This is a genomic window from Streptomyces sp. NPDC046759 (genome assembly GCF_040645475.1).
Classification (GTDB): Bacteria; Actinomycetota; Actinomycetes; order Streptomycetales; family Streptomycetaceae; genus Streptomyces.
This window is the reverse complement of sequence record NZ_JBEYYJ010000008.1, coordinates 235,879-256,751: the sequence shown is the minus strand read 5'-3', so window position 1 is coordinate 256,751 and position 20,873 is coordinate 235,879. Positions and strand designations below refer to the sequence as shown.

General features: G+C 69.4%; 21 protein-coding genes and 2 pseudogenes. 8 read left to right on the top strand and 15 right to left on the bottom strand.

What is annotated here, in order from left to right; genetic code table 11:
• Positions 1-112 precede the first annotated feature (112 nt).
• A complete protein-coding gene (katG, locus tag ABZ919_RS14215) occupies positions 113-2,305 on the bottom strand; it encodes a catalase/peroxidase HPI (RefSeq protein WP_361247036.1) in 2,193 nt (730 codons plus the stop codon).
• 610 nt (positions 2,306-2,915) lie between these two features.
• Here katG and ABZ919_RS14210 point away from each other — a divergent pair.
• From ABZ919_RS14210 to ABZ919_RS14200, 3 genes are read left to right on the top strand one after another with little or no spacing between them, the layout of a single operon-like run.
• Entirely contained in the window at positions 2,916-3,407 is a 492-nt protein-coding gene (locus ABZ919_RS14210; RefSeq protein ID WP_361247033.1) for a DUF2975 domain-containing protein, read from the top strand.
• A complete protein-coding gene (locus ABZ919_RS14205) occupies positions 3,407-3,628 on the top strand; it encodes a helix-turn-helix transcriptional regulator (protein ID WP_361247031.1) in 222 nt (73 codons plus the stop codon). The genes ABZ919_RS14210 and ABZ919_RS14205 overlap by 1 nt, the downstream gene beginning before the upstream one ends.
• Before the next feature lie 41 nt (positions 3,629-3,669).
• Positions 3,670-3,807: a hypothetical protein gene (locus tag ABZ919_RS14200; protein WP_361247028.1), complete on the top strand. Its 138-nt coding sequence runs from the start codon at positions 3,670-3,672 to the stop codon at positions 3,805-3,807.
• On the opposite strand, the gene ABZ919_RS14195 is transcribed toward ABZ919_RS14200, so the two are convergent.
• From ABZ919_RS14195 to ABZ919_RS14185, 3 genes are all read right to left on the bottom strand, one after another.
• Positions 3,804-4,577 (bottom strand): class I SAM-dependent methyltransferase, encoded by a 774-nt coding sequence (locus ABZ919_RS14195; protein ID WP_361247121.1) that lies wholly within the window; start codon positions 4,575-4,577, stop codon positions 3,804-3,806. The two genes, ABZ919_RS14200 and ABZ919_RS14195, sit on opposite strands and share 4 nt — an antisense overlap.
• A 42-nt stretch (positions 4,578-4,619) precedes the next feature.
• A complete protein-coding gene (locus ABZ919_RS14190) occupies positions 4,620-5,030 on the bottom strand; it encodes a hypothetical protein (protein ID WP_361247026.1) in 411 nt (136 codons plus the stop codon).
• Positions 5,031-5,210: 180 nt separating this feature from the next.
• Positions 5,211-5,564, bottom strand: coding sequence for a hypothetical protein (locus ABZ919_RS14185; protein WP_361247024.1), 354 nt, complete (start codon positions 5,562-5,564; stop codon positions 5,211-5,213).
• Positions 5,565-5,682: 118 nt separating this feature from the next.
• On the opposite strand from ABZ919_RS14185, the pseudogene ABZ919_RS14180 reads away from it, so the two are divergent.
• Positions 5,683-5,760 (top strand): annotated as a pseudogene (locus ABZ919_RS14180) (hydrophobic protein); the annotation flags it as partial.
• A gap of 566 nt (positions 5,761-6,326) precedes the next feature.
• On the opposite strand, the gene ABZ919_RS14175 reads toward ABZ919_RS14180, so the two are convergent.
• From ABZ919_RS14175 to ABZ919_RS14160, 4 genes and pseudogenes are all read right to left on the bottom strand, one after another.
• Positions 6,327-7,367, bottom strand: coding sequence for a vWA domain-containing protein (locus tag ABZ919_RS14175; RefSeq protein ID WP_361247021.1), 1,041 nt, complete (start codon positions 7,365-7,367; stop codon positions 6,327-6,329).
• A 96-nt stretch (positions 7,368-7,463) separates the two neighbouring features.
• Positions 7,464-7,851 (bottom strand): annotated as a pseudogene (locus ABZ919_RS14170) (IS5/IS1182 family transposase); the annotation flags it as partial.
• A gap of 274 nt (positions 7,852-8,125) precedes the next feature.
• Entirely contained in the window at positions 8,126-8,560 is a 435-nt protein-coding gene (locus ABZ919_RS14165; protein ID WP_361247018.1) for a VOC family protein, read from the bottom strand.
• 219 nt (positions 8,561-8,779) lie between these two features.
• Positions 8,780-9,295: a GNAT family N-acetyltransferase gene (locus tag ABZ919_RS14160; protein ID WP_361247016.1), complete on the bottom strand. Its 516-nt coding sequence runs from the start codon at positions 9,293-9,295 to the stop codon at positions 8,780-8,782.
• A gap of 195 nt (positions 9,296-9,490) precedes the next feature.
• On the opposite strand from ABZ919_RS14160, the gene ABZ919_RS14155 reads away from it, so the two are divergent.
• Complete coding sequence (locus ABZ919_RS14155) at positions 9,491-10,447, top strand: hypothetical protein (RefSeq protein ID WP_361247014.1); 957 nt, start codon at positions 9,491-9,493, stop codon at positions 10,445-10,447.
• A 142-nt stretch (positions 10,448-10,589) separates the two neighbouring features.
• Here the strand turns inward: ABZ919_RS14155 and ABZ919_RS14150 are convergent, their stop codons facing one another.
• Entirely contained in the window at positions 10,590-11,285 is a 696-nt protein-coding gene (locus ABZ919_RS14150; protein ID WP_361247011.1) for a hypothetical protein, read from the bottom strand.
• 349 nt (positions 11,286-11,634) lie between these two features.
• Here ABZ919_RS14150 and ABZ919_RS14145 point away from each other — a divergent pair, with 349 nt between their 5' ends.
• Positions 11,635-12,492, top strand: coding sequence for an alpha/beta hydrolase (locus ABZ919_RS14145; protein ID WP_361247008.1), 858 nt, complete (start codon positions 11,635-11,637; stop codon positions 12,490-12,492).
• A gap of 46 nt (positions 12,493-12,538) precedes the next feature.
• Here the strand turns inward: ABZ919_RS14145 and ABZ919_RS14140 are convergent, their stop codons facing one another.
• The 5 genes from ABZ919_RS14140 to ABZ919_RS14120 form a co-directional block, all read right to left on the bottom strand.
• Positions 12,539-12,700 (bottom strand): hypothetical protein, encoded by a 162-nt coding sequence (locus tag ABZ919_RS14140; RefSeq protein WP_361247006.1) that lies wholly within the window; start codon positions 12,698-12,700, stop codon positions 12,539-12,541.
• 690 nt (positions 12,701-13,390) lie between these two features.
• Entirely contained in the window at positions 13,391-14,398 is a 1,008-nt protein-coding gene (locus ABZ919_RS14135) for a MerR family transcriptional regulator (protein WP_361247003.1), read from the bottom strand.
• 80 nt (positions 14,399-14,478) lie between these two features.
• A complete protein-coding gene (locus ABZ919_RS14130; RefSeq protein WP_361247001.1) occupies positions 14,479-15,165 on the bottom strand; it encodes a class I SAM-dependent methyltransferase in 687 nt (228 codons plus the stop codon).
• A gap of 190 nt (positions 15,166-15,355) precedes the next feature.
• Positions 15,356-15,754, bottom strand: coding sequence for an ACT domain-containing protein (locus ABZ919_RS14125; RefSeq protein WP_361246999.1), 399 nt, complete (start codon positions 15,752-15,754; stop codon positions 15,356-15,358).
• Between the two features lie 329 nt (positions 15,755-16,083).
• A complete protein-coding gene (locus ABZ919_RS14120; RefSeq protein ID WP_361247118.1) occupies positions 16,084-17,007 on the bottom strand; it encodes an SDR family oxidoreductase in 924 nt (307 codons plus the stop codon).
• 83 nt (positions 17,008-17,090) lie between these two features.
• Here ABZ919_RS14120 and ABZ919_RS14115 point away from each other — a divergent pair, with 83 nt between their 5' ends.
• On the top strand, positions 17,091-17,657 hold the full coding sequence (locus ABZ919_RS14115; protein ID WP_361246997.1) for a helix-turn-helix domain-containing protein: 567 nt from the start codon (positions 17,091-17,093) through the stop codon (positions 17,655-17,657).
• Positions 17,658-17,954: 297 nt separating this feature from the next.
• A complete protein-coding gene (locus ABZ919_RS14110; RefSeq protein ID WP_361246995.1) occupies positions 17,955-18,323 on the top strand; it encodes a hypothetical protein in 369 nt (122 codons plus the stop codon).
• Here the strand turns inward: ABZ919_RS14110 and ABZ919_RS14105 are convergent.
• Complete coding sequence (locus tag ABZ919_RS14105) at positions 18,271-20,607, bottom strand: Tat pathway signal sequence domain protein (protein ID WP_361246992.1); 2,337 nt, start codon at positions 20,605-20,607, stop codon at positions 18,271-18,273. The two genes, ABZ919_RS14110 and ABZ919_RS14105, sit on opposite strands and share 53 nt — an antisense overlap.
• Positions 20,608-20,873 lie beyond the last annotated feature (266 nt).

The window sequence follows — 20,873 nt, the reverse complement described above, 5'->3', positions numbered from 1 at the left end:
ACCGGGGACGAGTGCGCCCACGGCGCCGGCTCGGCCAGCTGTTGACCAGGTGTAGGGTGCCATACTTCGCCGCGTCCCGGTCGGCCGATGAGGGTCGACCGGGACGTCGGGCTCAGGCGAGGTCGAACCGGTCGAGATTCATCACCTTGTTCCACGCCGCCACGAAGTCACGTACGAACTTCTCTCCCGCGTCCTGGGACGCGTAGACCTCCGAGACGGCTCGGAGCTGGGAGTGCGAACCGAAGATCAGGTCGACGGCGGTGGCGGTCCACTTGACCTCGTCCGTGGCGCGAGCCCGGCCTTCGTACACGTTCTCGTCCGTAGCCGACGCTTTCCACTCCGTGCCCATGTCGAGCAGGTTGACGAAGAAGTCATTGGTCAACATTCCCGGACGGTGGGTCATGACACCATGGGGGGACCCCTTGAAGCCGGTGTTCAGGACCCGCATGCCACCGATCAGGACCGCCATCTCGGGAGCGGTCAGCGTGAGCAGGTTGGCGCGGTCGAGCATGAGGGTCTCCGGCGACAGCTTCTCGCCCGCCGGAAGGTAGTTGCGGAAAGCATCCGCCTTGGGCTCCAGCACGGCGAACGACGCCGTGTCGGTCTGCTCCTGCGAGGCGTCCGTACGGCCCGGTGCGAACGGAACCGTGATGTCGTGCCCGGCGTTCCTCGCGGCCTGCTCGACGGCCGCGCACCCGCCGAGGACGATCAGGTCGGCGAGGGAGACCCGCGTTCCGTCGGTCTGGGAGAGTGCGAAGTCCTGCTGGATCCGCTCGAGCGTAGCCAGTACCTCGGTCACCTCGGGGAGGTCGTTGAGCTCCCAGTCCTTCTGCGGCGCGAGCCGGATGCGTGCTCCGTTCGCCCCGCCCCGCTTGTCGGTACCGCGGAAGCTTGCCGCCGACGCCCATGCGGTGGTGACCAGCTGGGAGATGGAAAGGCCCGAAGCGAGGATGCTGCCCTTGAGGGCAGCGATGTCCTCGTCCCCGACCAGTTTGTGATCGACGTCGGGAACAGGGTCCTGCCACAGCTGCGGCTCGGGAATCCACGGGCCGAGGTAACGCGACACGGGCCCCATGTCGCGGTGGAGCAGTTTGTACCACGCCTTGGCGAACGCCACCGCGAGCTCGTCCGGGTTCTCGTGAAACCTCTTCGTGATCGGGCCGTAGATCGGGTCCACCTTCAGGGCGAGGTCCGTCGTCAGCATCATGGGGGCGTGCCGCTTCGACGGATCATGGGCGTCGGGGACGGTGTTCCTGGCTGCGGGATCCGAGGGAGTCCACTGATGGGCCCCGGCGGGGCTGCTCGTCAGCTCCCACTCATACCCGTACAGATTGTCCAGATACCCGTTGTCCCACGTGGTCGGCCGGGTGGTCCAGGCGCCCTCCAGGCCACTGGTGAGCGCGTCGGGGCCCGCGCCACTGCCGTATGTGTTCCGCCAGCCGAGGCCCTGCTGCTCGATGGGGGCGGCCTCCGGTTCCGGGCCGATATAAGTGGGTTCGACCGCGCCATGACACTTGCCGAAGGTGTGGCCGCCGACGATGAGTGCGACCGTCTCCTCGTCATTCATCGCCATGCGGGCGAACGTCTCCCGAACGTCCCCGGCGGCAGCCAACGGGTCCGGGTTTCCGTTGGGCCCCTCCGGATTGACGTAGATCAGTCCCATCTGTACAGCGGCGAAAGGACCGGTGAGTTCCCTGTCTCCGCTGTAGCGCTCATCCCCGAGCCATGTGTCCTCGGGCCCCCAGAAGATCTCCTCGGGTTCCCAGATGTCCTCTCGCCCGAAACCGAACCCGAACGTCTTGAACCCCATGGATTCCATGGCACAGTTTCCGGCGAAGACCAGCAGATCGGCCCAGGAGATTTTTCGGCCGTATTTCTGTTTGACCGGCCAAAGCAGACGGCGCGCCTTGTCCAGGCTCGCGTTGTCCGGCCAGCTGTTGAGGGGGGCGAAGCGCTGTGCGCCGCTGCCGCCACCGCCGCGGCCGTCGGCGATGCGGTACGTCCCCGCGGCATGCCAGCTCATCCGGATGAAGAGCGGCCCGTAATGACCGTAGTCGGCAGGCCACCAGTCCTGTGATGTCGTCATCACCTCGAAGACGTCACGCTTCAGCGCGTCGACGTCGAGGGTCGCGAACTCTTTCGCGTAGTCGAAGTCCTCGTCCATCGGGTTCGCTCGGGGCGAGTGCTGGTGGAGAACCTGAAGGTCCAGCTGATTGGGCCACCAGTCCCGGTTCGTCCTCGGCCGCCGAGTTGGTGTGGGCGTCGGTGAAGGGATTGCAGGATTCTCGCTCTCACTGCCGGACATGCCCGTCCTTCTTCCTGTCTCGGTGTTCTCTCTGGTTCTCTCTGTCGGCTGTCGCTCTTGACGGCGTTGGTTTTGCTGGCCGAGCACATCGACCCGCACCATCAGCGCACCATGGCGCCCACCGGCTGGAAAATGCGCTGTGCCGCGTCCGTATGGTCGCGCACCGCAGACCACACTTCTATGAAACACGCAGAGCACCCCGGCATGACAGATGTGAGAGAAGGGGTGGCCTTTCTGCTCCCGTGCCGACTGCCGGCGCAAGCCGAATCGAATACGACAGCGCCGGATTCGCCGAACGAGCTGGCTGGTGGTGACCATAAGACGTGGCACGCCTCGATCGGTGGGCGAGCGATCGCCGGTCGCGCTCCGGATCGGGAAGATGGCGGAAGCTCACGCAATGTTCCTGATCCGGTGCGTTGCGTTGTGTTGTGTTGCGCTGGAATACCGCCGTCGTCGTGACGCGGGGAGCCTTCCGCGCCGTGCCGCGGAAGGGGACGGCGGCATCCCGTCATGGTGCGACACCGCCGCCCGCCCTCCGGCCAGCCCTGACCCTTGCTTCACCTATCGAGAATCGATAGATTCCCATCGTAGCTCGATGGAAGGATGGGTCATGGGAAAGCTGACAGTGCGCGCGCTGCGAGCCGTGCTCGTGGTGGTGCTCACCGGCACCGTGTTCGTACAGGCGTTGATGGTGTGGGCGTTGGTCAGCGGGAACGACCCGGAGGACGGGTCGCTCCCGCTGACCCCGCTGCGCGTGATCACGATCTTGGGCATCGGGACGGCCCAGGTCGCCATGGTCTGTGTGTGGCGACTGGTGACGATGGTGCGACGCGGAACCGTGTTCTCCCACGCCGCCTTCCGGTACGTGGACGTCATCATCGGCGCGATCGTTGCGGCTGCTCTCATGTGGTTCTCGGTCACGGCCCTGAATGCGTCCGGCCAGCGGGACGACCCGGGCGTCACCCTCATCATGGGCGGGATTGGCGTGGCCATCCTGGGAGTCGCGCTCATCGTGCTCGTGCTGCGGATGCTGCTCGCCCAGGCTGTCGCCCGCGACGTCGAAGCGGCGCAGATGCAGGCCGAGCTGGACGAGGTGATCTGATGCCGATCGCCGTCGACATCGACGTGATGCTGGCCAGGCGGAAGATGTCCGTGGGCGAACTCGCGGACCGCGTAGGGATCACGCCCGCCAACCTCGCGGTACTGAAGAACGGTCGTGCCAAGGCGGTGCGCTTTGCGACGCTCGCCGCGCTCTGCGAGGTGCTCGAGTGCCAGCCGGGCGACCTGCTTCGCTGGGAGGCCGAGGACACCGCGCGCGAATGAACCGTGCCTGCCGACGACGCTCATCGCCGATCCCGCTTCCTTTGCCGAACTCCGCGAGCATCCGGGAGCCGTCCCCGTCCCTGCTGGCGGTGGGTGAGCGGATCAACGACGCCCCGCCGTACGTCCTGGAGCGTCTCGGCGTACGGCCCGATCCGCTGTCCCCATCCGCGACTGGCTAGTCTTCCGAGCCGGCAGCCGACGGCGGTACCTCGACGACGAAGAACAGGAAATTGGGTTTGGTCGAAAGGTCGTGGAAGCCGTCGGGGAACAGTTCACGGGCGGCCGGCTCGGGCTGCGGCTCGCTGATGAAGGCAAGGCGGAAGCCGGCGGTGGTGAAGGCGTCGATCATCGCGTGCAACGGCCTGCGCCAGAACTTCATCGGGACGGACCGCCCGTTGACGATCCAGTCGAATGTATAGCTGGTCGTCGCGAAATAGTCGGGCCGGGGATCCTCGATGGTGTAGGCCACGAAAGGGTGGTCCACCGAAGCGATCAGCCGGCCGCCGGGCCTGAGCACTCGCCGTATCTCGGCCAGCGTCGGCCCCCAGTCCTCCAGATAGTGCAGGACCAGCGACGCGACCACGTCGTCGAACGCACCGTCGGCGAACGGCAGACGGTCACTCAGGTCGACCTGGTGCAGGGCCACGCCGTCGCCGAGCCGCCGCTTGGCCAACGCCAGCATCCCGGCGCTGGCGTCGATGCCGGTGACGGCGGCACCGCGGTCGCGCAGTGCAGCGGACAGGGGCCCGGAGCCGCAGCCGGCGTCCAGGATTCGGCGGCCGGCCACGTCTCCGGCGAGGGTCAGCATCGCGGGCCGCGCGTAGTACGCGTTCACGAGGTTGTCCTCGGTCTCCGCCGAGTACTCCTCGGCGAAGCTGTCGTAGTCATTCGCCCGGACCGGATCTGCAGACTGGGCGAAGCCTTCGGGCACGTCGGTTACGCGTTCCATCATTGTCGCAGCCTAGTTGTCACGTGATCCGCCGGTCAGGCGTCAACTGTATTGATCACGAGCACCGTTGACGCCGACCGGGCGGTTCGTCACGGTGTCGGGGAAGGTCAGCGTGCGCGGAACGGTGGGCCGTCCGCTCCGATCGGTGGGCCATGAGGCTGAGCAGTCCAAGGAGCGAAACGCGGTGGAGCGTTGCATCGAGGAGATTCGAGCGTGGCAGGGCCTGGGTTCCCGGATGCCGACGTAGCCCACCGCCCGAACGGCGCCGCTCTCCGGAAGTTCCTGAAGGGCGTCCAGGGTCGCCTGCCACTCGGGAACGGCGAACTCCACCACGCGGGCGCTGTAACGAACGACGATCGGCCCTTCCGGCTCGCCCGCCCTCTGCCCCTTGCGCAGCGCGGCGATCTCCTGCTCGTCGTGCGCGGTGCGCGCTCCCGGCGACACCCACGTCAATCGCCGGCCGTGGCGGGAAGGGGGAGCACCCACGTCGATACGGCTTTCATGGGTCTCACCTCCTCGGGCGGCGTATCAGGTCCTCGGGCGGCGTATCAGGGCCAACTGCAAGCTACGAGCCCGAGCACCATCCCGGCCCGTCCCTGTTCCCCGCCATGTGATCACGGCTCCAGTCAGGTCCTAGGCGCGGCGGACGGTGACGCCGCCGATCAGACCCCAGGCGTCGATCCGCACCGTCGGGCCGCCCGGCTCGCTCGGGCCGTCGTCCTTCACTCCTCCCAGGCGCAGCCCGTGAACCTCCACCCGTACATCGCCGGCGACCTTGAGGCTCACGCCGCCGATCAAGCTCAGCTTGGTGATGCGCAGCTCGGCGCCGTCCGGGATGTCGATGTCCGTCAGGTCGATGTCGGCGCCGCCGATGAGGGACGCGGTGACGGTTCGCTCGTGGAGGGTGGAGCCCGCCAAGCGGTGACCACCGATCAGGCTCACCTTGACGTCGGTCTTCTGCGCACCTTTTCCGTTGCTCTTCGTCATGAGAAGTACCGTACGGCCGACGGCGCATGGGCCCCAGTGCCCGTCGTCCGGCGTTGCGCATGACAACTGTCATGCCGTTGAATCCGCTGGCCGACCTGACGTACGTATCCGGTGATGGCTGCTGGTCGCCTGGCTGCTGGGCTTCGTCGTCCGACCCGCGGGCAGCGGCGGCCGCAGGGACCGCTGGTACCGCTGGCAGGCGAAGGCGCCTGAGTGCGAGGAGCACATCACGCCTGACGTGGGAGTGGGGTCCGGCCGAAGCACGGCCGGGCCCCACACGCCTGAGAAAGCACCCCTTTGAGGTGGGTGGGAGAGATCGCTCGTCGTCCCAGCCTGGGCGCTGCTCAGTCGCGCCGGACGGAGAACAGGCGCGCCACCACAGCGAGCACCACCCCGACTGCGAGGAGGTACAGGCCAAGACGTTCTTCGGGTACGGCCGGGGACCACACACGCGTCGTCGTGAGCGTATTCTTGCTGCCCGTACCGGTCATGTCCGCGTCGGGATCGGCGAAGGGCCGGAGCGAGGGACCCGTGACGTTCCATCACTTCACCGGTTCGCCCCGTGGCTGCCTGGGTGCCCCGGCGTATTCCTCACTGATGGTCTCCGGAAGGGCCGAGACGAGTCCTCGTTCGACCGCCTCGTCCCCAGTCCGTTCTGGAGAAGGGCAAGACCCGGCCTGCCGTGTCCGCAGCCGTCGACTCTGTCGCTCGCGGGGTGCCGGGACGTCGGCTCTCCTAGACGGGGCGGGTGCTTCCAAGGCGTCAGAGCATGAGCAGCAGCCGCGTGTTCGGGACGAGCTTGCGGTTCACGCTGGTGCTCTGCACGAAGATCGTGAACCCGTCGTTGTGGTCCGGCCTTACGCGCACTTCGACGTCCGGCAGGCCGAGCAGGGCTCGGGCCTCGGGCCCCGTGTACACCCGGTCGGTCTTCTTCTCGAGCACCGCAATCTGCTTCCGCGCCTGGATCTTCTCCGACTTGCTCAGCTGGTAGAAGGCACCGCCGGTACGGTAGGTGTGCCCGCATGCTATGACCCAGTCCCGGATCGCCGCCTCGCGATCGACGGGGATGAGGTGGTACTGCGACGAGTCCACCGGGGTGAGGCCGGCCGCCTTGATGGTGTCCTTGTTGACCGCCTCTGCACCCATGGAGAACACCGCCCGCGATCCCCGGATGCCCTGGGTGCGGCCCACCATGAACTTTTCGGTCGCCTGCTGGATGACCTGGCCGGCCTCCTGCAGACCCTGTGTGCTCGTGGCGTCCCAGATGGCGATGTTGTCCTTCGGGAAACCGCACTGCATGGCCTCGCGCTTGCCCATCTGGTCCGGCACAAGGACGGCCAGCGTCCAGTTGTCCTGCTGCGTCGCGATCATGCCGGCGACGGCGTCGACCAGTTCACGCGGATCCCTGGCAGGGGCATCCGGGCAGCGATGACTTGCGTTCTCCTGCCCGTCGGTGAGCACGAACGTCAGGAAGCTGTGGTCGCCGTACAGTTGAGCCGTCTGTGCCAGCTCCCGCTGTGACTTCAAAGCGGCCGCCAGCAGGGCCGTCATTCCACCCACCCGGTACAGCTGCTTCAGCGACGGCATGCGCAGTACGTCCTTGTCGTAGATGACGCACTCCACCTTGTCTGCGAAGACGTACACCGTGACGCGGGTTTCCTGGTCCAGTTCCCTCGATCGGCGGGCGAGATATGCAATCTGCTGGTCGGCGACCTCGACGACCTTGCGGCTCAGATGCTGCATCGACGAACTGGCGTCCAGCACTAGAGCAACGTGGTTGATGTAGTTCTGGTTTCCGGACATGACAGCTCCCCCTCGTTCCGACTCGATGCTCCTACCGTCTCACGCACCACTGACAATCGATCTTGGCTCCCACTCCCACTCCCACTCCCACTCGTAGTCGTAGTCGTAGCCGCGGTCCGCGAACCGCCGCCCTGGCCGGTGACGTGGCCGGCCGTGCGGCCCGGGGATGAGTGGCATCGTGTCCAGCAGGGGCATGACCTGCGCGACATCGGGGCGATTCCCGCTTGGCAGTGATACGGCCAGAAGAGAGCCGTGCCGGTCGGCGATCAGGTGGTGCTTGGCGCCGGACAGGGGTCGCCCGACGGGCGAAGGTCAGGTGTGGGCCCCCTCCGGCGCTCGGACGAGCCGTCGATCCGGGCGTCGTCCGTGTCCAGCAGACCGGCCACCGCAGCTCAGCCAGCAGTACGTCCTGCGGCTGCGGCCAGACGCCGGCCTCGGTCCAGTCCCGCAGGTGCCGCCAGGCCGTCACGCCAGTGCAGCCGACCTGTTCCGCGGGGAGCGTCGCGTCAGCTCACACCATTGCACGGCACGTGAACCCGGCATCGCCACGCGCCTGCCGCGTTTGAGCGGTTCACCGACCTGAACCGGCACGGCATCGTGCTCGCGACGGAGGCCGCCCGAACACACCGGCACGACCGCGCACTACAAGGTGTCTGGCGACGTTGGGCGAGGGGTTGGCGGCACGAGCGCCTCGTTTCGAAGCCGTCAGTGAGAGAGGTCCATGGGAGACGCCCCCCACCTCGCCGGCTCGCGGACGCTCAGTCGAGGCAGAACTCGTTGCCCTCGATGTCCTGCATCACGATGCACGACTCGTTGTCGTCATCGGCAGGCAGCAGTCGCAGGCGTACCGCGCCGAGCGCGACCAGGCGTGCGCATTCCGCCTCGAGCGTGGCGAGGCGCTCGTCACCCACGAGCCCGGTGCCGACCCTCACGTCGAGATGCAGCCGGTTCTTGACGACCTTGCCTTCGGGAACGCGCTGAAAGAACAGTCGCGGGCCCACACCCGTGGGATCACTGCAGGCGAACCATGAACCCTGCTCCTCAGGGGGCAGGGAGCGGTTGAAATCGTCCCACGTGGCAAACCCCTCCGGTGGGGGTGGTGCGACGTGGCCCAGCACCTCACACCAGAAGCGAGCGACGCGCTCGGGTTCCGCACAGTCGAAGGTGACTTGGAACTGCTTGGTCGACGACATCGGCGCACCATATCAGGGGTCCTGCTTACTCATCTCCCGGTGTGGATCCGCACGTTGGCGGGAGGGCGGCGGCCTGCTGGTTCCGTCTCTCGGGACGTCATCGTCGTGTCCAGATGAAGACGGAGGTCAGGTGGAGTCATGCGCGCTGATCTCGTGAGCGCTGATCTCCTGACGGTGCGGATTGCCGAAGACCGAGCCGGGCCGATCGACGGGACAGGTCTAGGCGCTCGGCGCACCAGGTGGAGCAGTGAATTTGGCGAGGCTGCGGAGATAGGACAAGCCGGGGTGGCCGGAGAGCCGTGTCTCGCCGACCACGGCGAACCCCGAGCGGGTCAGTACGGCCCGTGAGGCCGCGTTGTCGAGCCTGGCCGCGGCGCGCAGGACGGTCAGCCCGTACCTGTTGGCGGCAAGGCCGCAGATCTCCCGCACGGCCCAGGTCGCCAGTCCCCGGCCCGCGGCACGCCGGGCGATCCGGTATCCGAGTGCGGCGCCGCCGTCCATGACATCGACGAGGTTGATCCGACCCACCACCTGGCCTTCGGTGTCGACCAGCACATGGAAGAAGCAGATACCGGCACCCTGCTCGGCCAGCAGGGCGCGGTGCCGCTCGTCGAACCGGGCGAAGTAGTCGTCCCCACGGTCAGGGACGGACGCGGCGAAGTAGGCCCGGTTCTGCTGCTCGAAGGCGAGTAGTGCGGGTGCGTGATCGGGGCGGAGCAGCTGTATCTCGGGCATGGACCGGACTATAGGCAAGCGGCTGGGGGTGCGGCGGCCGTTCGCATCCGGCCGTCCGGCAGGACGGCCCCAGGAGGACCTCCGCGTGCCGCAGGAGGGCCCCGGAGGGCCGGACAGATGCCTGCTGATTCGTGTAAACCATAACGATCTCGGCCAAGCTCTTGTGCGCCCGCGGATCCCGCCTAGCCTCCGGCCATGGCATTTCTTTCAAGTCGCCGCAGACGAGTCCGCCTCGCTCCGGAACTCGACGACCAGGAGCTGGGCAAGCTGCTGAAGTCACTCGTGGCGACCACCAGGACCGGTACCATCGCGACCACGGACCTGTGTGTGGCGCAGATGTCCCGCGTCCTGGAGCAGGACCCGGGCGACTGGGACCGCCGGACGCATCGCATGGACGTCCTGGCGGGATACCTCGCCGGTTCGCATCTGCCGCGGGCCTGGGCCACGCGCGAGCCCCGCAGCGCCAACGCACTCGTCCTGCATGCCTGGACCCAAGTCGCACAGGGCCGCCTCCAGGGGCACCTGGAAGACCCCGCCGGGGCCGTCGACAGCTGTCTGCGCGCTGCCGAGCTCGCCCCGGCAGACCCCACTCCCTGGGTGGCCCTCCTCGGCGTGGCACGCCTGGAGCGCCGCGAGCAGAGCCAGGTCTTCGGGGTGTGGAACGAGGTGCTCGCTCGTGATCGCTGGAACCGCGAGGCCTATGTGAACATGCTGGGCTACCTGAGCCCGGGAGAGGGCGGCTCACGCCTCCAGGTCCTGGACTTCGTGGACTCACTGCGCGCCCGCATGCCCGCCAACGCACCATGTGCGGCGATCGAACTCACCGCCCAGGTCCACCAGTACCACGCCATCCTCGACCGCGGCGGGGTCGAGGCGCTGGTCGCACGGAGCCACTGGTCCCAGCTGATGGCCGCGCAGGCCCTGGACCGCGCGGCGCACACATGGGGCCAGCCCGGGTTCCTCCGCCACGCCAAGGCGCTCGCGGACCTCAATCTCCTCGCTTACGCCCTGATGGCGGCCGAACGCCGCGCCGAGGCGGGTTCCGTCTTCGAGGTGATCGGCGGCGTCGTCACCGCCTGGCCCTGGCGGACCGGCGGTGACCCGGTGACCGAGTTCGACCAGATGCGACAGAGAGCCACTGCGGGCCAGTGAGTTGAGTACTCGCTTCTGACGCATCGTCCCTGCAGCTCGGTCGGTCGGCGGCGAGAGGAGGACGACCGCGGGGCGGGAGCAGCCCTGTCCGCAACCCGGTGACACCCGTCGGTGCGGCCCGGCACGTTGGGACGGCCGCACCTCATTCCGCGGTGTCGGACCCGGACTCCTCGCCGCTCGGCGCCGCCGGTGCGGACGCGCCGGCGAGGGTGTAGAAGACGGACGAGCCCTGCTTGGTGCGCTGGGCACTGTTGCGGGCCACCAGGTTCTCCAGGGTGGTGCGGACGACCTTCGTCTGGATCTCCCGGTCGGGATGTGCCGTGCCGAGCGCCTCGGTGACCTCCGCGGCGGAGCGGGGCTCCTGCTGTTCCGCGAGATGGCGCCGGACGAGTTCGATCAGCGTGGGCCGGCCCGGCTCGCCGCTTGTCTTCCCCGTGACAGCCTGGGCCGCAACAGCCTTCGCCGTCGCAAGCTTCTTCGGCGCGGACTTGGTGGCGGCCGGCTTCCTGGCGGGCTGATTCCTGCGCTCGGACGGCTCCGCGGACGCCTTCTTCGCCGTCCGGCGCGTTCCGGGGACGGGCGTGTTCTTGTCCCGGGGTGCGGGCACCACGGCGACCTCGGTGGTTGCGGGCGAACCGACGGAGGGCGCGACGCCGAGCGCCTGCTGCATGTTCACCAGGACGGTCTGGTCGTGCTGCAGGGCAGCCAACTGTTCCTGCAGCGCGTCGATTTCCGCGGTGATGCGTTCCTGTTCCTTGACGTTGTGCTCGAGGTCGTTGGTCACCTGGCTGACATATTGCGACGTCAACTCGGTGACGGGTGTGGTGGGCTCGGACATCTGTGGCTCCAATCGTGGCGGTGACGCGCTCCTTTGCCTCCGGTTGCGGCAGGCCGGGAGCGGGAGTTGTGGGGCGAGTTCCCCGGCGGTTCGACGGTTCGGCGGATGGGTGGATCAGCGGTTCGGTGGATCGGCGGATCCGCGGTTGAGGAATCGACGGATCCATGAGGTTTCGGAGGTGTAGGAGGTGCGTGCCGCCGAAGTCCCTGACACAGGGATGATACGGATGGGCCGGCCGGTTTACACCGAGTGAATCCTGTGCGTTGTGCGGTGATACCCCCTTCCTTGTCATGTCTTCATGTCGAATAAGCGGTGGGCGGGAGGAGTTGAGGCCAGGCAGAATGCCGCCGTGGGATCCTTCATTTCGTACGACGGCGTCGAACTCGCCTACCGTGTCTTCGGGGACGGTGCCCCTGTGGTGTGTCTGCCCGGTGGGCCACAGCAGTCGACGTATCTGGGCGAGCTGGGCGGACTGTCCACGCACCGGAAACTGATCCTGCTGGATCTTCCTGGCACCGGGCGGTCGGCCATCCCTCAGGACCTGTCCCGCTGCCGCTGTGACCGGCTCGTCGACGACGTGGAAGCCCTGCGCCTGCATCTGGGTCTGGAGCGCATGGACCTCCTGGCGCACTGCGCCGGAGCCAATCTGGCCGTGCAGTACCTGAGCCGCCACCCCGACCGCATCGCACGGCTCGTGCTCGTCACACCGAGCGTCAGGGCGGTCAGCCTGACCATCACCGACCGGCTCCGGCGCGAGACCGTACTGCCCCGTCGGCGCGAGACGTGGTTCCCGGCGGCGTTCGCGGCACTGGAGGCGATCGGAGCGGGAGCGGCCACGAGCGAGGACTTCCGCGCCATCGCGCCCTTCTCCTACGGCCGTTGGGACGAGGTGGCCCAGGCGCACAAGGCCGCCGAGGACGAGCAGGTGAACCGGGACGTCGTAGCCGCGTTCGGTGCCGAGGGCGCGTTCGATCCCGAGGCCACCCGCGCCGCGCTCGCCCGCTTCGGGGCACCGGTGCTGCTGCTCGCCGGTGAGGTCGATCCGGGCGCTCCGCCGCCCGCCATGGCGGAGTTCGCCGCCCTGTTCCCGGACGCCGAACTCGTCGTACAGCCCGCGGCCGGACACTTCCCCTGGCTGGACGACGCCGACCGGTTCGTGTCGACCACCGTCGCGTTCCTGCGGGAAGCGGCCGCGTCCGCGCCCTGAAGCCACCGATCCCCGGGCCGGTGGGTCCGGCGGGCTACCATCGCGATCACGGCTGCGCAAAGGTCACACCATGTGCCTCGCACACGGCCACGATCTCCCTGGTCCGCCGCAGGATCTCCGGGGAGGCAGCGGCGTAGTCGAAGGACGCTCCCTCGGCGGGACGGGGCGTGGCGAGCAGGCCGGAGTCGAGGATCGAAGCGGCGGGCACGGCCACCTCGCGTTCGATGGAGGCCGCCGGCAGGTGGCGGCAACCAATCTCGCCCTGAGCGCAGTTCCGGCGGCGCCGGATGCCCCTCGCCCACCGCGTCCTCGACGACTCGTCCGCGTCGTGGGAACAACAGGTCCAGGCGTGCCACGCCCAGCCGTGCGAGGAAGTCCTCGCCACTGCGCAGGACGCCGTCGCGCGAGAAGTCCACACACCGCGGTGCGTGGCGGGCACAGGGAACGGCTCGTCCTGGCGCCCGGCCGGGTGCTGCTCCACGCGGAGCCGCCCGACCTCGGTCGGGAGCGTGTACCCCCTTCCGGGCACGACCGGAGGAACCCGTCGGTCCGCCGCTCGGAGTGTCCGATGCCGTGGCGGGCGGTGTGTCGAAGCAGCGAATGCCGTAACTCCGGCTCGTCGCAGGTGCGTTCGCGGCGGACTCGTCGCCCGGCGGCGCGCCGGGGCCACTGCGAGGGCCGCCGCCGAAGCCCGGCTCCGTGACCTCCTCCGCGCTGCGCCTTCCCCTGCCCGCGCACAGGGAACTGCCGCCGGCGAGCGCTGCGGAGCCGCGGGCGGCCGTCCCCGCCGTCCTGCCGGTGCAGCGGTGCCGGGACGAGCGGAACCGACCGGAGGACCTCTCGGGCCTCATGCCGAGCCGCCATGAGGCCCTCCGGCGCCGAGCAGCTCGGGCCGGACCTACGAAACGACGCCGGTGGACCGGTCCTGCGCCGGCAGCGGGTGCTCGTGAAGCCACGTCAGGACCTGTCCCGCGTGCTCGTTCGGCGGGAAGACCGGGTAGAAGACGTGCTCGATCACACCGTCCCGCAGGACGAGCGTCAGACGCTTGAAGAGGCGCATTCCCTCGACCTCGAACGTGGGCAGGCCGAGCGTGTCGGCCAGGCCGAGGGCCGGGTCGGAGAGCATGCCGAAGGGCAGCCCGAGGCGTTCCACGACCTCGCGTTGATAGTCGGTGTCCTGGCTGGACAGTCCGTAGACACGGCCGGCGCCGGCTTCGAGGAGGTCGTGGAAGTGGTCACGGAAGCCGCAGGACTCGGGTGTGCAGCCGCGGGCGCCGGGAATCGAGTTCCAGCCCTCCGGCAGGTCGGTTCCGGGTCGGCCGGTCAGCGGGTAGACGTACACGACCGTGCGACGGGGCCCGAGCTGGTCCAGGCGGACCTCCCGCCCCGCGGTGTCCAGCAGGGTGAGGCCCGGCACCTGCATGCCTGGCAGATGGTCCGCCGCGCCGTCGTCCGCGGGGACGGGCAGGTCCGTCGGCAGCGTCAGATAATCCATGACTCCTGTGCCTCTCTCGTTGCGCGGTACGACGCCGCTGCCCCGGTGGGCGGCGGTGTTCAGGCGGGCGATCAGCGTCGCGCGGCGGGCGGTCAGGGCCTCGATACGTCCGGTGAGTTCGTCGATGGCCTCGCGGTAGCTCGCGAGCGAGGCCGGACAGTCGTCCGCGTACGCGCGTCCGGCCGCCAGGCACTCCAGGAACGGCCTGGTGCGCTCGACGGGGATACCCAGCCGGTGGAGCGCCCTGATCTCCCGCACCAGGTGTACGTCGTCCTCGTCGTAGTCCCGGTAGCCGTTGGCGAGGCGCCCGGGTGTGACCAGCCCCAGCGACTCGTAGTACCGAACCGCTTTCGCCGTCGCACCGGCCTGCCGCGCCAGCTCACCGATTTTCATGCCGCTCACCTCGCTCACACGCTAAACCTTGCCCTCGGGGGCAGGGTCAAGGCGTTCCCGGCACGGTGAGGGCGGGAGCACTGCGGGATGCGCATCCGCTAGCGGCGCCGGGCCCGCAGCAGCTGGACGATCACAGGGTCTGCCGGATCGGGTCCGGTGAGGAGGGCGACCTCCTCCACCTCGAAGCCCTGGGCAGACAGCAGGTCCTCCCACAGCTGCGGGGACAGGCACCACATCTGTGTCGGGATGGGTTCCTCGTCACGCAGCCGGATGTACTCCCGGCGCGGCGCCACCACCCCGGACGGCCCCTGCCCGTCGGCATCGGTGTGCAGGGCCGAGAAGACGAGCGGTGCGCCGGGGAGCAGGCCGTTGCGAAGCGCCGGAAGCAGATGGGCCGGGTCGATGCAGGCGAGAGTGCGCAGTGCGCAGGCGGCTTCGTACGGCTCCGTCCTCCGCAGATGTTCGGCGACGTCCGCGCACACGAAGCGGACACCGGGCTCGTCCCCGTGATCGCCGACGGCACGCCGGTGCTGGGTGGAAGACAGGTCGACGCCGTCGACACGCGCACCGTGTGCGCGGGCCAGGTGGACCGCGTGATGGCCGGGCCCGGACCCGATGTCGAGGATCCGCCTGCCCCGGATGTCTCCGAGGACTTCGGTACCCGGGCCGACCCCGGGCCAGAACCCCCAGTCGATGCGGTCGGGTACCGGCGGGGAGTAGCCGCGCTCGAGCTGCCGTTGGCCGTAGACGGTCCAGGCCGGTACGTCGGGCGGGTGTGCCGTCACGGTCGGTCCTCCGGTGGGGATGCGGCCGCGTGTTCGGCGCGGGTCTCGCGCACGGCGTGGCACAGGGTGGCGAGCGCCTGCTCGCACCGGGCCCGGGGCACGACGTGACGATCGACGCGAGACGGGGGGTGTGCCGCCGACGCGTGCCCTGCTGTCGTGCATCAGGTGTGGGCCATGGGGCTTGAGGACTTCAGGAGGAGGCGCGGGCGAGGTTCCGCAGGACCTCCATCGCCCGCTCGGTGTCCTCGTACGGCACGAACAGGTGGTCGTGGTGGAAGCCGGCGACGACGTTGCAGCTCAGGTCCGCGTCGGCGAGGGCACGGGAGAAGGCGGCGGTCAGTCCGACAGCGGCCAGTGCCGAGTGGACCCGCAAGGTGATCCACCCGGCCACATAGTCGTACGCCATCCCCGCCGCGTCCGCCTCGGCCTGCGGCACGACGAGGGTCAGACCCTCCTGCTCGGCCACGGTCACCACCGGGGTGACACCGGACGGCACGCCGCCCTCCGCCATGGTGAAGACATAACGCCCCGGATTCAGCTCCGGACGCATACCGCTGAGCAATGTCTGCAGATCAGTCTCGCCGGTCACGGTTCCCACCCTACGGGCCGGCCGTCCGCTCGTCCCGCAGGTGAGAGGTCGCGGTCGTGGCGTCGCCGGCCCTCGCTCCTCCGCGACCGGTTCGACCGGCGGTCGGCGACGCCCGGACCGCCGTCACGGCCATCGGCTCCCGGCGATCAGCATCTACGGCCGTGGCGTCGAGCCGGCTGATCTGCCGATCGCCCGTCGTCCGCCGTGAGGCAGCCGTTGTGTGCGCAGGGGTGTCCGTCGTCCGCCCTGAGGCAGCCGTCGTCCGTCGTGGGGCAGACGTAGCCTGCCCCACGACACCCGCTGCCCGCCCTCGCGGCGGATTACTGCCGTCAGGCGCTGCCGGCGGGGGCGGAGAAGTAGTGCCCCTTGTCGAAGTCCTCGAGGAGGCCCGGCTGGGCAGGCTGCCAGCCCAGGAGCTCGCGGGTAAGGGCGCTCGACGCCGGCACGTCGAGGCCGATGAAGCCGGCCAGCCAGGTGAAGTGCCGGGCCGCGCCCTCGGGGGCCACGGAGACCACCGGCACGTCGAGGTTCCTGCCGATCACCTCGGCGACGTCCCGGATCGCGATGCCCTCCTCCGCGACCCCGTGCAGCACCGATCCGGCCGGTGCCCGCTCGACCGCGAGGGCGAACAGGCGCGCGGCGTCGAGGCGGTGGACGGCCGGCCAGCGGTTGGTGCCGTCGCCGATGTAGCCGGAGACCCCCTTGTCGCGGGCGATGGAGACCAGCGTCGCCATGAACCCGTTGTCTCCCTCGCCGTGGCAGGTCGGCGAGAGCCGCACGACGGTGGAGCGGATCCCGCGCGAGGCGAACCCGAGCACCTGCTGCGCGGTGGCCGCTCGGATCGTGATCGCGGAGTCGTCGGGCGTGGGCATGTCCCGCTCGGTCGCCACGCGCCCGGGCGCGAGACCGGCCAGCCCGGAGGCGAGGACGAAGGGCCGGTCGCTGCCGGCCAGCGCGTCGCCGAAGACGTCGACCGCGCGGCGGTCGGCTTCGGCGGCGCCCTTGAAGTCGCCGCTGAAGGCGATGTCGTGTTTGAACGCGAGGTGGATCACCCCGTCCGACGCGGCGGCCGCGTCCCGCAGCAGGTCGAGGTCGTCGACGGTGCCGCGGACGACCTCCGCGCCGGCCACGGTGAGCGCGGCGGCTGAGGCATCGGAGCGGGCCAGGCCGACGACCTGGTGTCCCGCGTCGAGGAGCTCGGGTACGAGGGCGGATCCGATCCAGCCGGAGGCGCCGGTGACGAAGATGCGCATGGGAGGCCCCAAACAGTCGATGTCAGTGACTGTCATAGACGCTACACCCGATGTCAGTGTCTGTCATCACGTAAGATCTCGGCATGGGTAGATGGGAGCCGGACGCGCGCGGACGGCTGGCGAAAGCCGCACTTGAGCTCTACGCCGAGCGCGGGTACGAGCAGACCACCGTGGCGGAGATCGCCAAGAGCGCCGGGCTCACGGAGCGGACCTTCTTCCGGCACTACGCCGACAAGCGCGAGGTGCTGTTCGCCGGCGCCGGTGAGCTGGAGGACCTGTTCGTCCGGGCGGTCGCGGGCGCTCCGCAGTCCGCCGCGCCGCTCGACGCGCTGACGGTCGGTCTGGAGGCGGTCGCCGACATGTTCGCCGACAGGCGTGAGTTCGCGCGCCGGCGGCACGCCGTCATAACGGCCAACGCGGAGCTCCAGGAACGCGAACTGATCAAGCTGGCCTCGCTGGCGGCCGCGCTGACCGGCACCCTTCGCGGCCGTGGTGTCGCGGAGCCGACCGCGAGCCTGGCCGCCGAGGCGGCGGTCGCCGTCTTCAAGATCGCCTTCGAGCGCTGGATCGCGCCGGCCGAGCAGCGCCCGATGCAGGAGCTGATTCGGGAGTCACTGGCCGAGCTGAGGGCTGTGACCTCGGGCGCCTAGACACGGTCTTCGGCTGTGGTCGATCGGCTTCCATGGACCGGCGCCGTGCGTGACGCGCCCGCCCCCGGCTGCCGCGGTCAGGAGCCGGGTTCCGCGATCCGCCCAGGATGCGCGGCTGTTCGCGGCGAGTCCGGCGCCCTTCGTACGTCCGCCGCGTCCGAGCCGGTACGGCTGAGGTCGTCTGCGACGGCGATGGGGGAGGCGCGCACCGCGGTGCTCCAGGCGGGGGTGTCCCGGTCCGGCGGCAGGACCGAAGTGCGGGCCGCGGACGGGGTGGACGCGGCGGGTGATCGCCGAATGCCCACCACCGAGACCTTCGCGACCACGACGTTCCCCGGGCTCCAGGCGTACTGCCTCGTCGACGCGGGAGGACGGCGGCGGGCGTTCCGCTGCCGCTGGGTCCCGGAGGCCGGTGAGGCGGCGATCCGCCCCGAGGACGACCGACTGCTGCCGCCGCAGTACCTCATCGGTGAGATCAAGCAGCGCGTCGAACAGGCGCCGGCTGCCCGGCGGCTGGTCTTCCAACCAGCCGCCGGGCCGCGCACCGGCCCGCACGCCCAGCCGCCACCGGGAACCCGGGGAACCGCCTTCCGCTGCGATCAAGGCCGGGACGCTACGGCAGACCCCATGCCGGTCCCGGCTCGCCGACGGCGACGGGTGCGATGACGAGGTCCGGCCGGGAACCGGGGTGCACGAGCACCTCGCGGTCCTTCGGCAGATCGATGGCGAGGGTGCCGTCGCCCAGATCCCGGGTGCGGGCCGGGGTGCCGTCGTCCAGCACCACGGTGAGCAATCCGCTCAGGTCGTGCCGGAGCCTGAGCGGTTCGCCCGCAAGGCTCCTGACCCGGACGAACCGCGTGGCGCCCGCCTTGCGCACGGCGCTGACCAGGAAGGCGCCCTGGGTGCGGAAGTTGTGCAGGGTCACGTCCTTCCAGGCCGACGGGACGGCAGGGAAGACGCGGACGACACCGCCCCAGCTCTGGCAGAACATGTCGTGCAGGGACTGTGAGGCGGACAGCGGCGTCTCGATGACCGGACCGGCCTCGGTGTAGTGCGTGTTGGCGCGACAGGGGTAGCGGGTGCCGGGGTCGAAGAACTTCCGCAGGTACCCGATCGCGGTGTCGCCGTCACCGGTCATGGCGTACATCGAGGCGGCGCCGGTGTAGCTGTAGCCACGGTGGGCTCCCGTCAGCGCGTGCCAGCGCTGCACCGACTTCGTGATCAGGTCGCGGTGCTCGGGCTGGTCCCAGTTGACCAGGTACAGCGGGTAGACCATCAGCAGGTGCGAGTAGTGCCGGTGGGACTGCGCGTACGGGGTCTCGGCGCCGATCATGAAGCCGTTGTCGTCGACCGGGTACGGCGTCAGCCGGGCCAGCACCTCCTGCCAGCGCGGCTTCAACGTGTCGTCGATCCCCAGCAGTTGGGCCGACTCGACGAGGGTCTGGCAGCCCCAGCGGATCAGTGCCAGGTCGTAGTTGGTGTCCTGCGGGGGCACCACGGGGTACTCCGGCGAGAGGGTGCTCGGCAGGTGGAGTCTGCCGTCGCTGCCCGGGGTGAGGAAGTGCAGGTAGTAGTTGATCGCCCGGCGCAGCACGGGGTAGACGGTGTCGCGGAGCAGCGACCTGTCCATGGAGTGCCGGTACGACAGCCACACGTTGTGCAGCGCCCAGGTGAGGTCGCCGGTCTCCGCTCCGGTACCCGGTTCGCCCACCGCGCGGTTGGCGAACATGTCGGAACTGCGCCCGATGCCGGAGCTGTCCGAACGGTAGGCGGCGGGCACGTTGACGGCAAGCTGTTCCCGGCTCTGGCGCAACGTACTGGTGAGCGAGTCGAGTTCGGGATGGTTGAAGCCCTGGATGAGCCAGTACTCCAGCTGGACGTTGAGGTTCCACCAGACCGCGGGCCAGGGAGTGGGCTCCAGCCACGGTCCGGAGGTGGCCATCACGGGGCCGCCCGCGCGGCTTGCGCAGGCGACCTTGTACAGCTGGATCCAATGGAAGCTCTGCAGCCGCTGGTCCGGGAACGACACGAAGCTCTTCCGGTAGAACGCGTGCCACCACCGCGTGTGCCGGCGCCGTAGGGCGTCGTACGACGGCGCGCGCCGCAGGTTGCGCAGTGAGTCGGCCTCGGCGGCGGAGGGCGAGGGGAAGCTGTGGCCGACGCTGAGCAACAGGTCCTCGCCCGCACGGCGGTAGGACGTCGCGGTCTGACCGCCGCCGGTCAGGGGCTGGAGCACCTGCGCGGTCCCGTCCGCGGTGGTCGCGGTGGTCCAGGGCGGGTTGGCGGTGTACCCGGCGGGTGGGGCCTCGCTGATGTGCCGGGGGCTGACGGCCTCCTCGGGGTGGAACGTCCAGGTGACCTCCTCGCCGCCGGCGGCGGTCACGCGGGCGGCGAAGACTCCGTCATGGACGAGGGCGGACAGGGTGAGGGTGCCGGCGGTGGTGGTGACGGTTCCGGTGAGTTCGGCGTTCCACAGGCTCAGCCGCCAGTCGACGGCGGTGATGGTGCCGACCGGATCGAGCGTGAGGTGCCCGACCGGCAGCCGGCAGGTGCCCCAGCCGCTGCCGAACTCGGGGCGGTGGTCCTGGACCCGGCCGTGCTGGACCGTGAAGCGGATCCGGTTGGCGTCCGGCTCCCGGTAGACCATGCTGCCGAGCAGTCCGTCCCCGAGGAAGGGGCCCTCGTACCAGAGCGTCGGCAGCCTGGTCCACACCAGGTCCTGGCCGTGCAGGAATCCTTCCCAGGCAGGGTCGGAGGTCATGGTGTCGCGGAGTTTCCAGGGCAGCGCGGCACCGACGCCGGCCGGCCCGTTGTCACCGGAGGGACCGGCCGGCCCGGACTGCGCGGCGCGGGCCGTGCCGGGCAGCGCCGCCACCGCCGCCCCGACCAGCGCGCCACCGAGTACGGATCGGCGCGGAACTGGCGAGCGCTTCTCCGGATGCGAGGTCATCGTCGCCCTCCAAACCTGACGGGTTATCAAAACATCGGGTGTATTCGGGAACGTAGGGAGGCTGCGTGCGCATGTCAATCCATTCGGCGGTGGTGACTCCTCGACACATCCGATGTATGGCGGCTGTCTTTGAGGGCGGAAGCGGGGACGTGACGGCGGGCCGGTGCGGTGGCGCGCGGATGGGGTGGCGGCATGAGCGGCCGTCTGGCGTTCCGGTAACGATCTGCCGACAATCGGCACACCTTTTCATGGAACATACATACGAT

Bases quoted from the DNA above. Each gene is read 5' to 3' on its own strand.
- katG (WP_361247036.1), bottom strand. From the start codon at position 2,305: ATGTCCGGCAGTGAGAGCGAGAATCCTGCAATCCCTTCACCGACGCCC.
- ABZ919_RS14210 (WP_361247033.1), top strand. From the start codon at position 2,916: ATGGGAAAGCTGACAGTGCGCGCGCTGCGAGCCGTGCTCGTGGTGGTG.
- ABZ919_RS14205 (WP_361247031.1), top strand. From the start codon at position 3,407: ATGCCGATCGCCGTCGACATCGACGTGATGCTGGCCAGGCGGAAGATG.
- ABZ919_RS14195 (WP_361247121.1), bottom strand. From the start codon at position 4,577: ATGGAACGCGTAACCGACGTGCCCGAAGGCTTCGCCCAGTCTGCAGAT.
- ABZ919_RS14185 (WP_361247024.1), bottom strand. From the start codon at position 5,564: ATGACGAAGAGCAACGGAAAAGGTGCGCAGAAGACCGACGTCAAGGTG.
- ABZ919_RS14175 (WP_361247021.1), bottom strand. From the start codon at position 7,367: ATGTCCGGAAACCAGAACTACATCAACCACGTTGCTCTAGTGCTGGAC.
- ABZ919_RS14165 (WP_361247018.1), bottom strand. From the start codon at position 8,560: ATGTCGTCGACCAAGCAGTTCCAAGTCACCTTCGACTGTGCGGAACCC.
- ABZ919_RS14160 (WP_361247016.1), bottom strand. From the start codon at position 9,295: ATGCCCGAGATACAGCTGCTCCGCCCCGATCACGCACCCGCACTACTC.
- ABZ919_RS14155 (WP_361247014.1), top strand. From the start codon at position 9,491: ATGGCATTTCTTTCAAGTCGCCGCAGACGAGTCCGCCTCGCTCCGGAA.
- ABZ919_RS14150 (WP_361247011.1), bottom strand. From the start codon at position 11,285: ATGTCCGAGCCCACCACACCCGTCACCGAGTTGACGTCGCAATATGTC.
- ABZ919_RS14120 (WP_361247118.1), bottom strand. From the start codon at position 17,007: ATGCGCATCTTCGTCACCGGCGCCTCCGGCTGGATCGGATCCGCCCTC.
- ABZ919_RS14115 (WP_361246997.1), top strand. From the start codon at position 17,091: ATGGGTAGATGGGAGCCGGACGCGCGCGGACGGCTGGCGAAAGCCGCA.
- ABZ919_RS14110 (WP_361246995.1), top strand. From the start codon at position 17,955: ATGCCCACCACCGAGACCTTCGCGACCACGACGTTCCCCGGGCTCCAG.
- ABZ919_RS14105 (WP_361246992.1), bottom strand. From the start codon at position 20,607: ATGACCTCGCATCCGGAGAAGCGCTCGCCAGTTCCGCGCCGATCCGTA.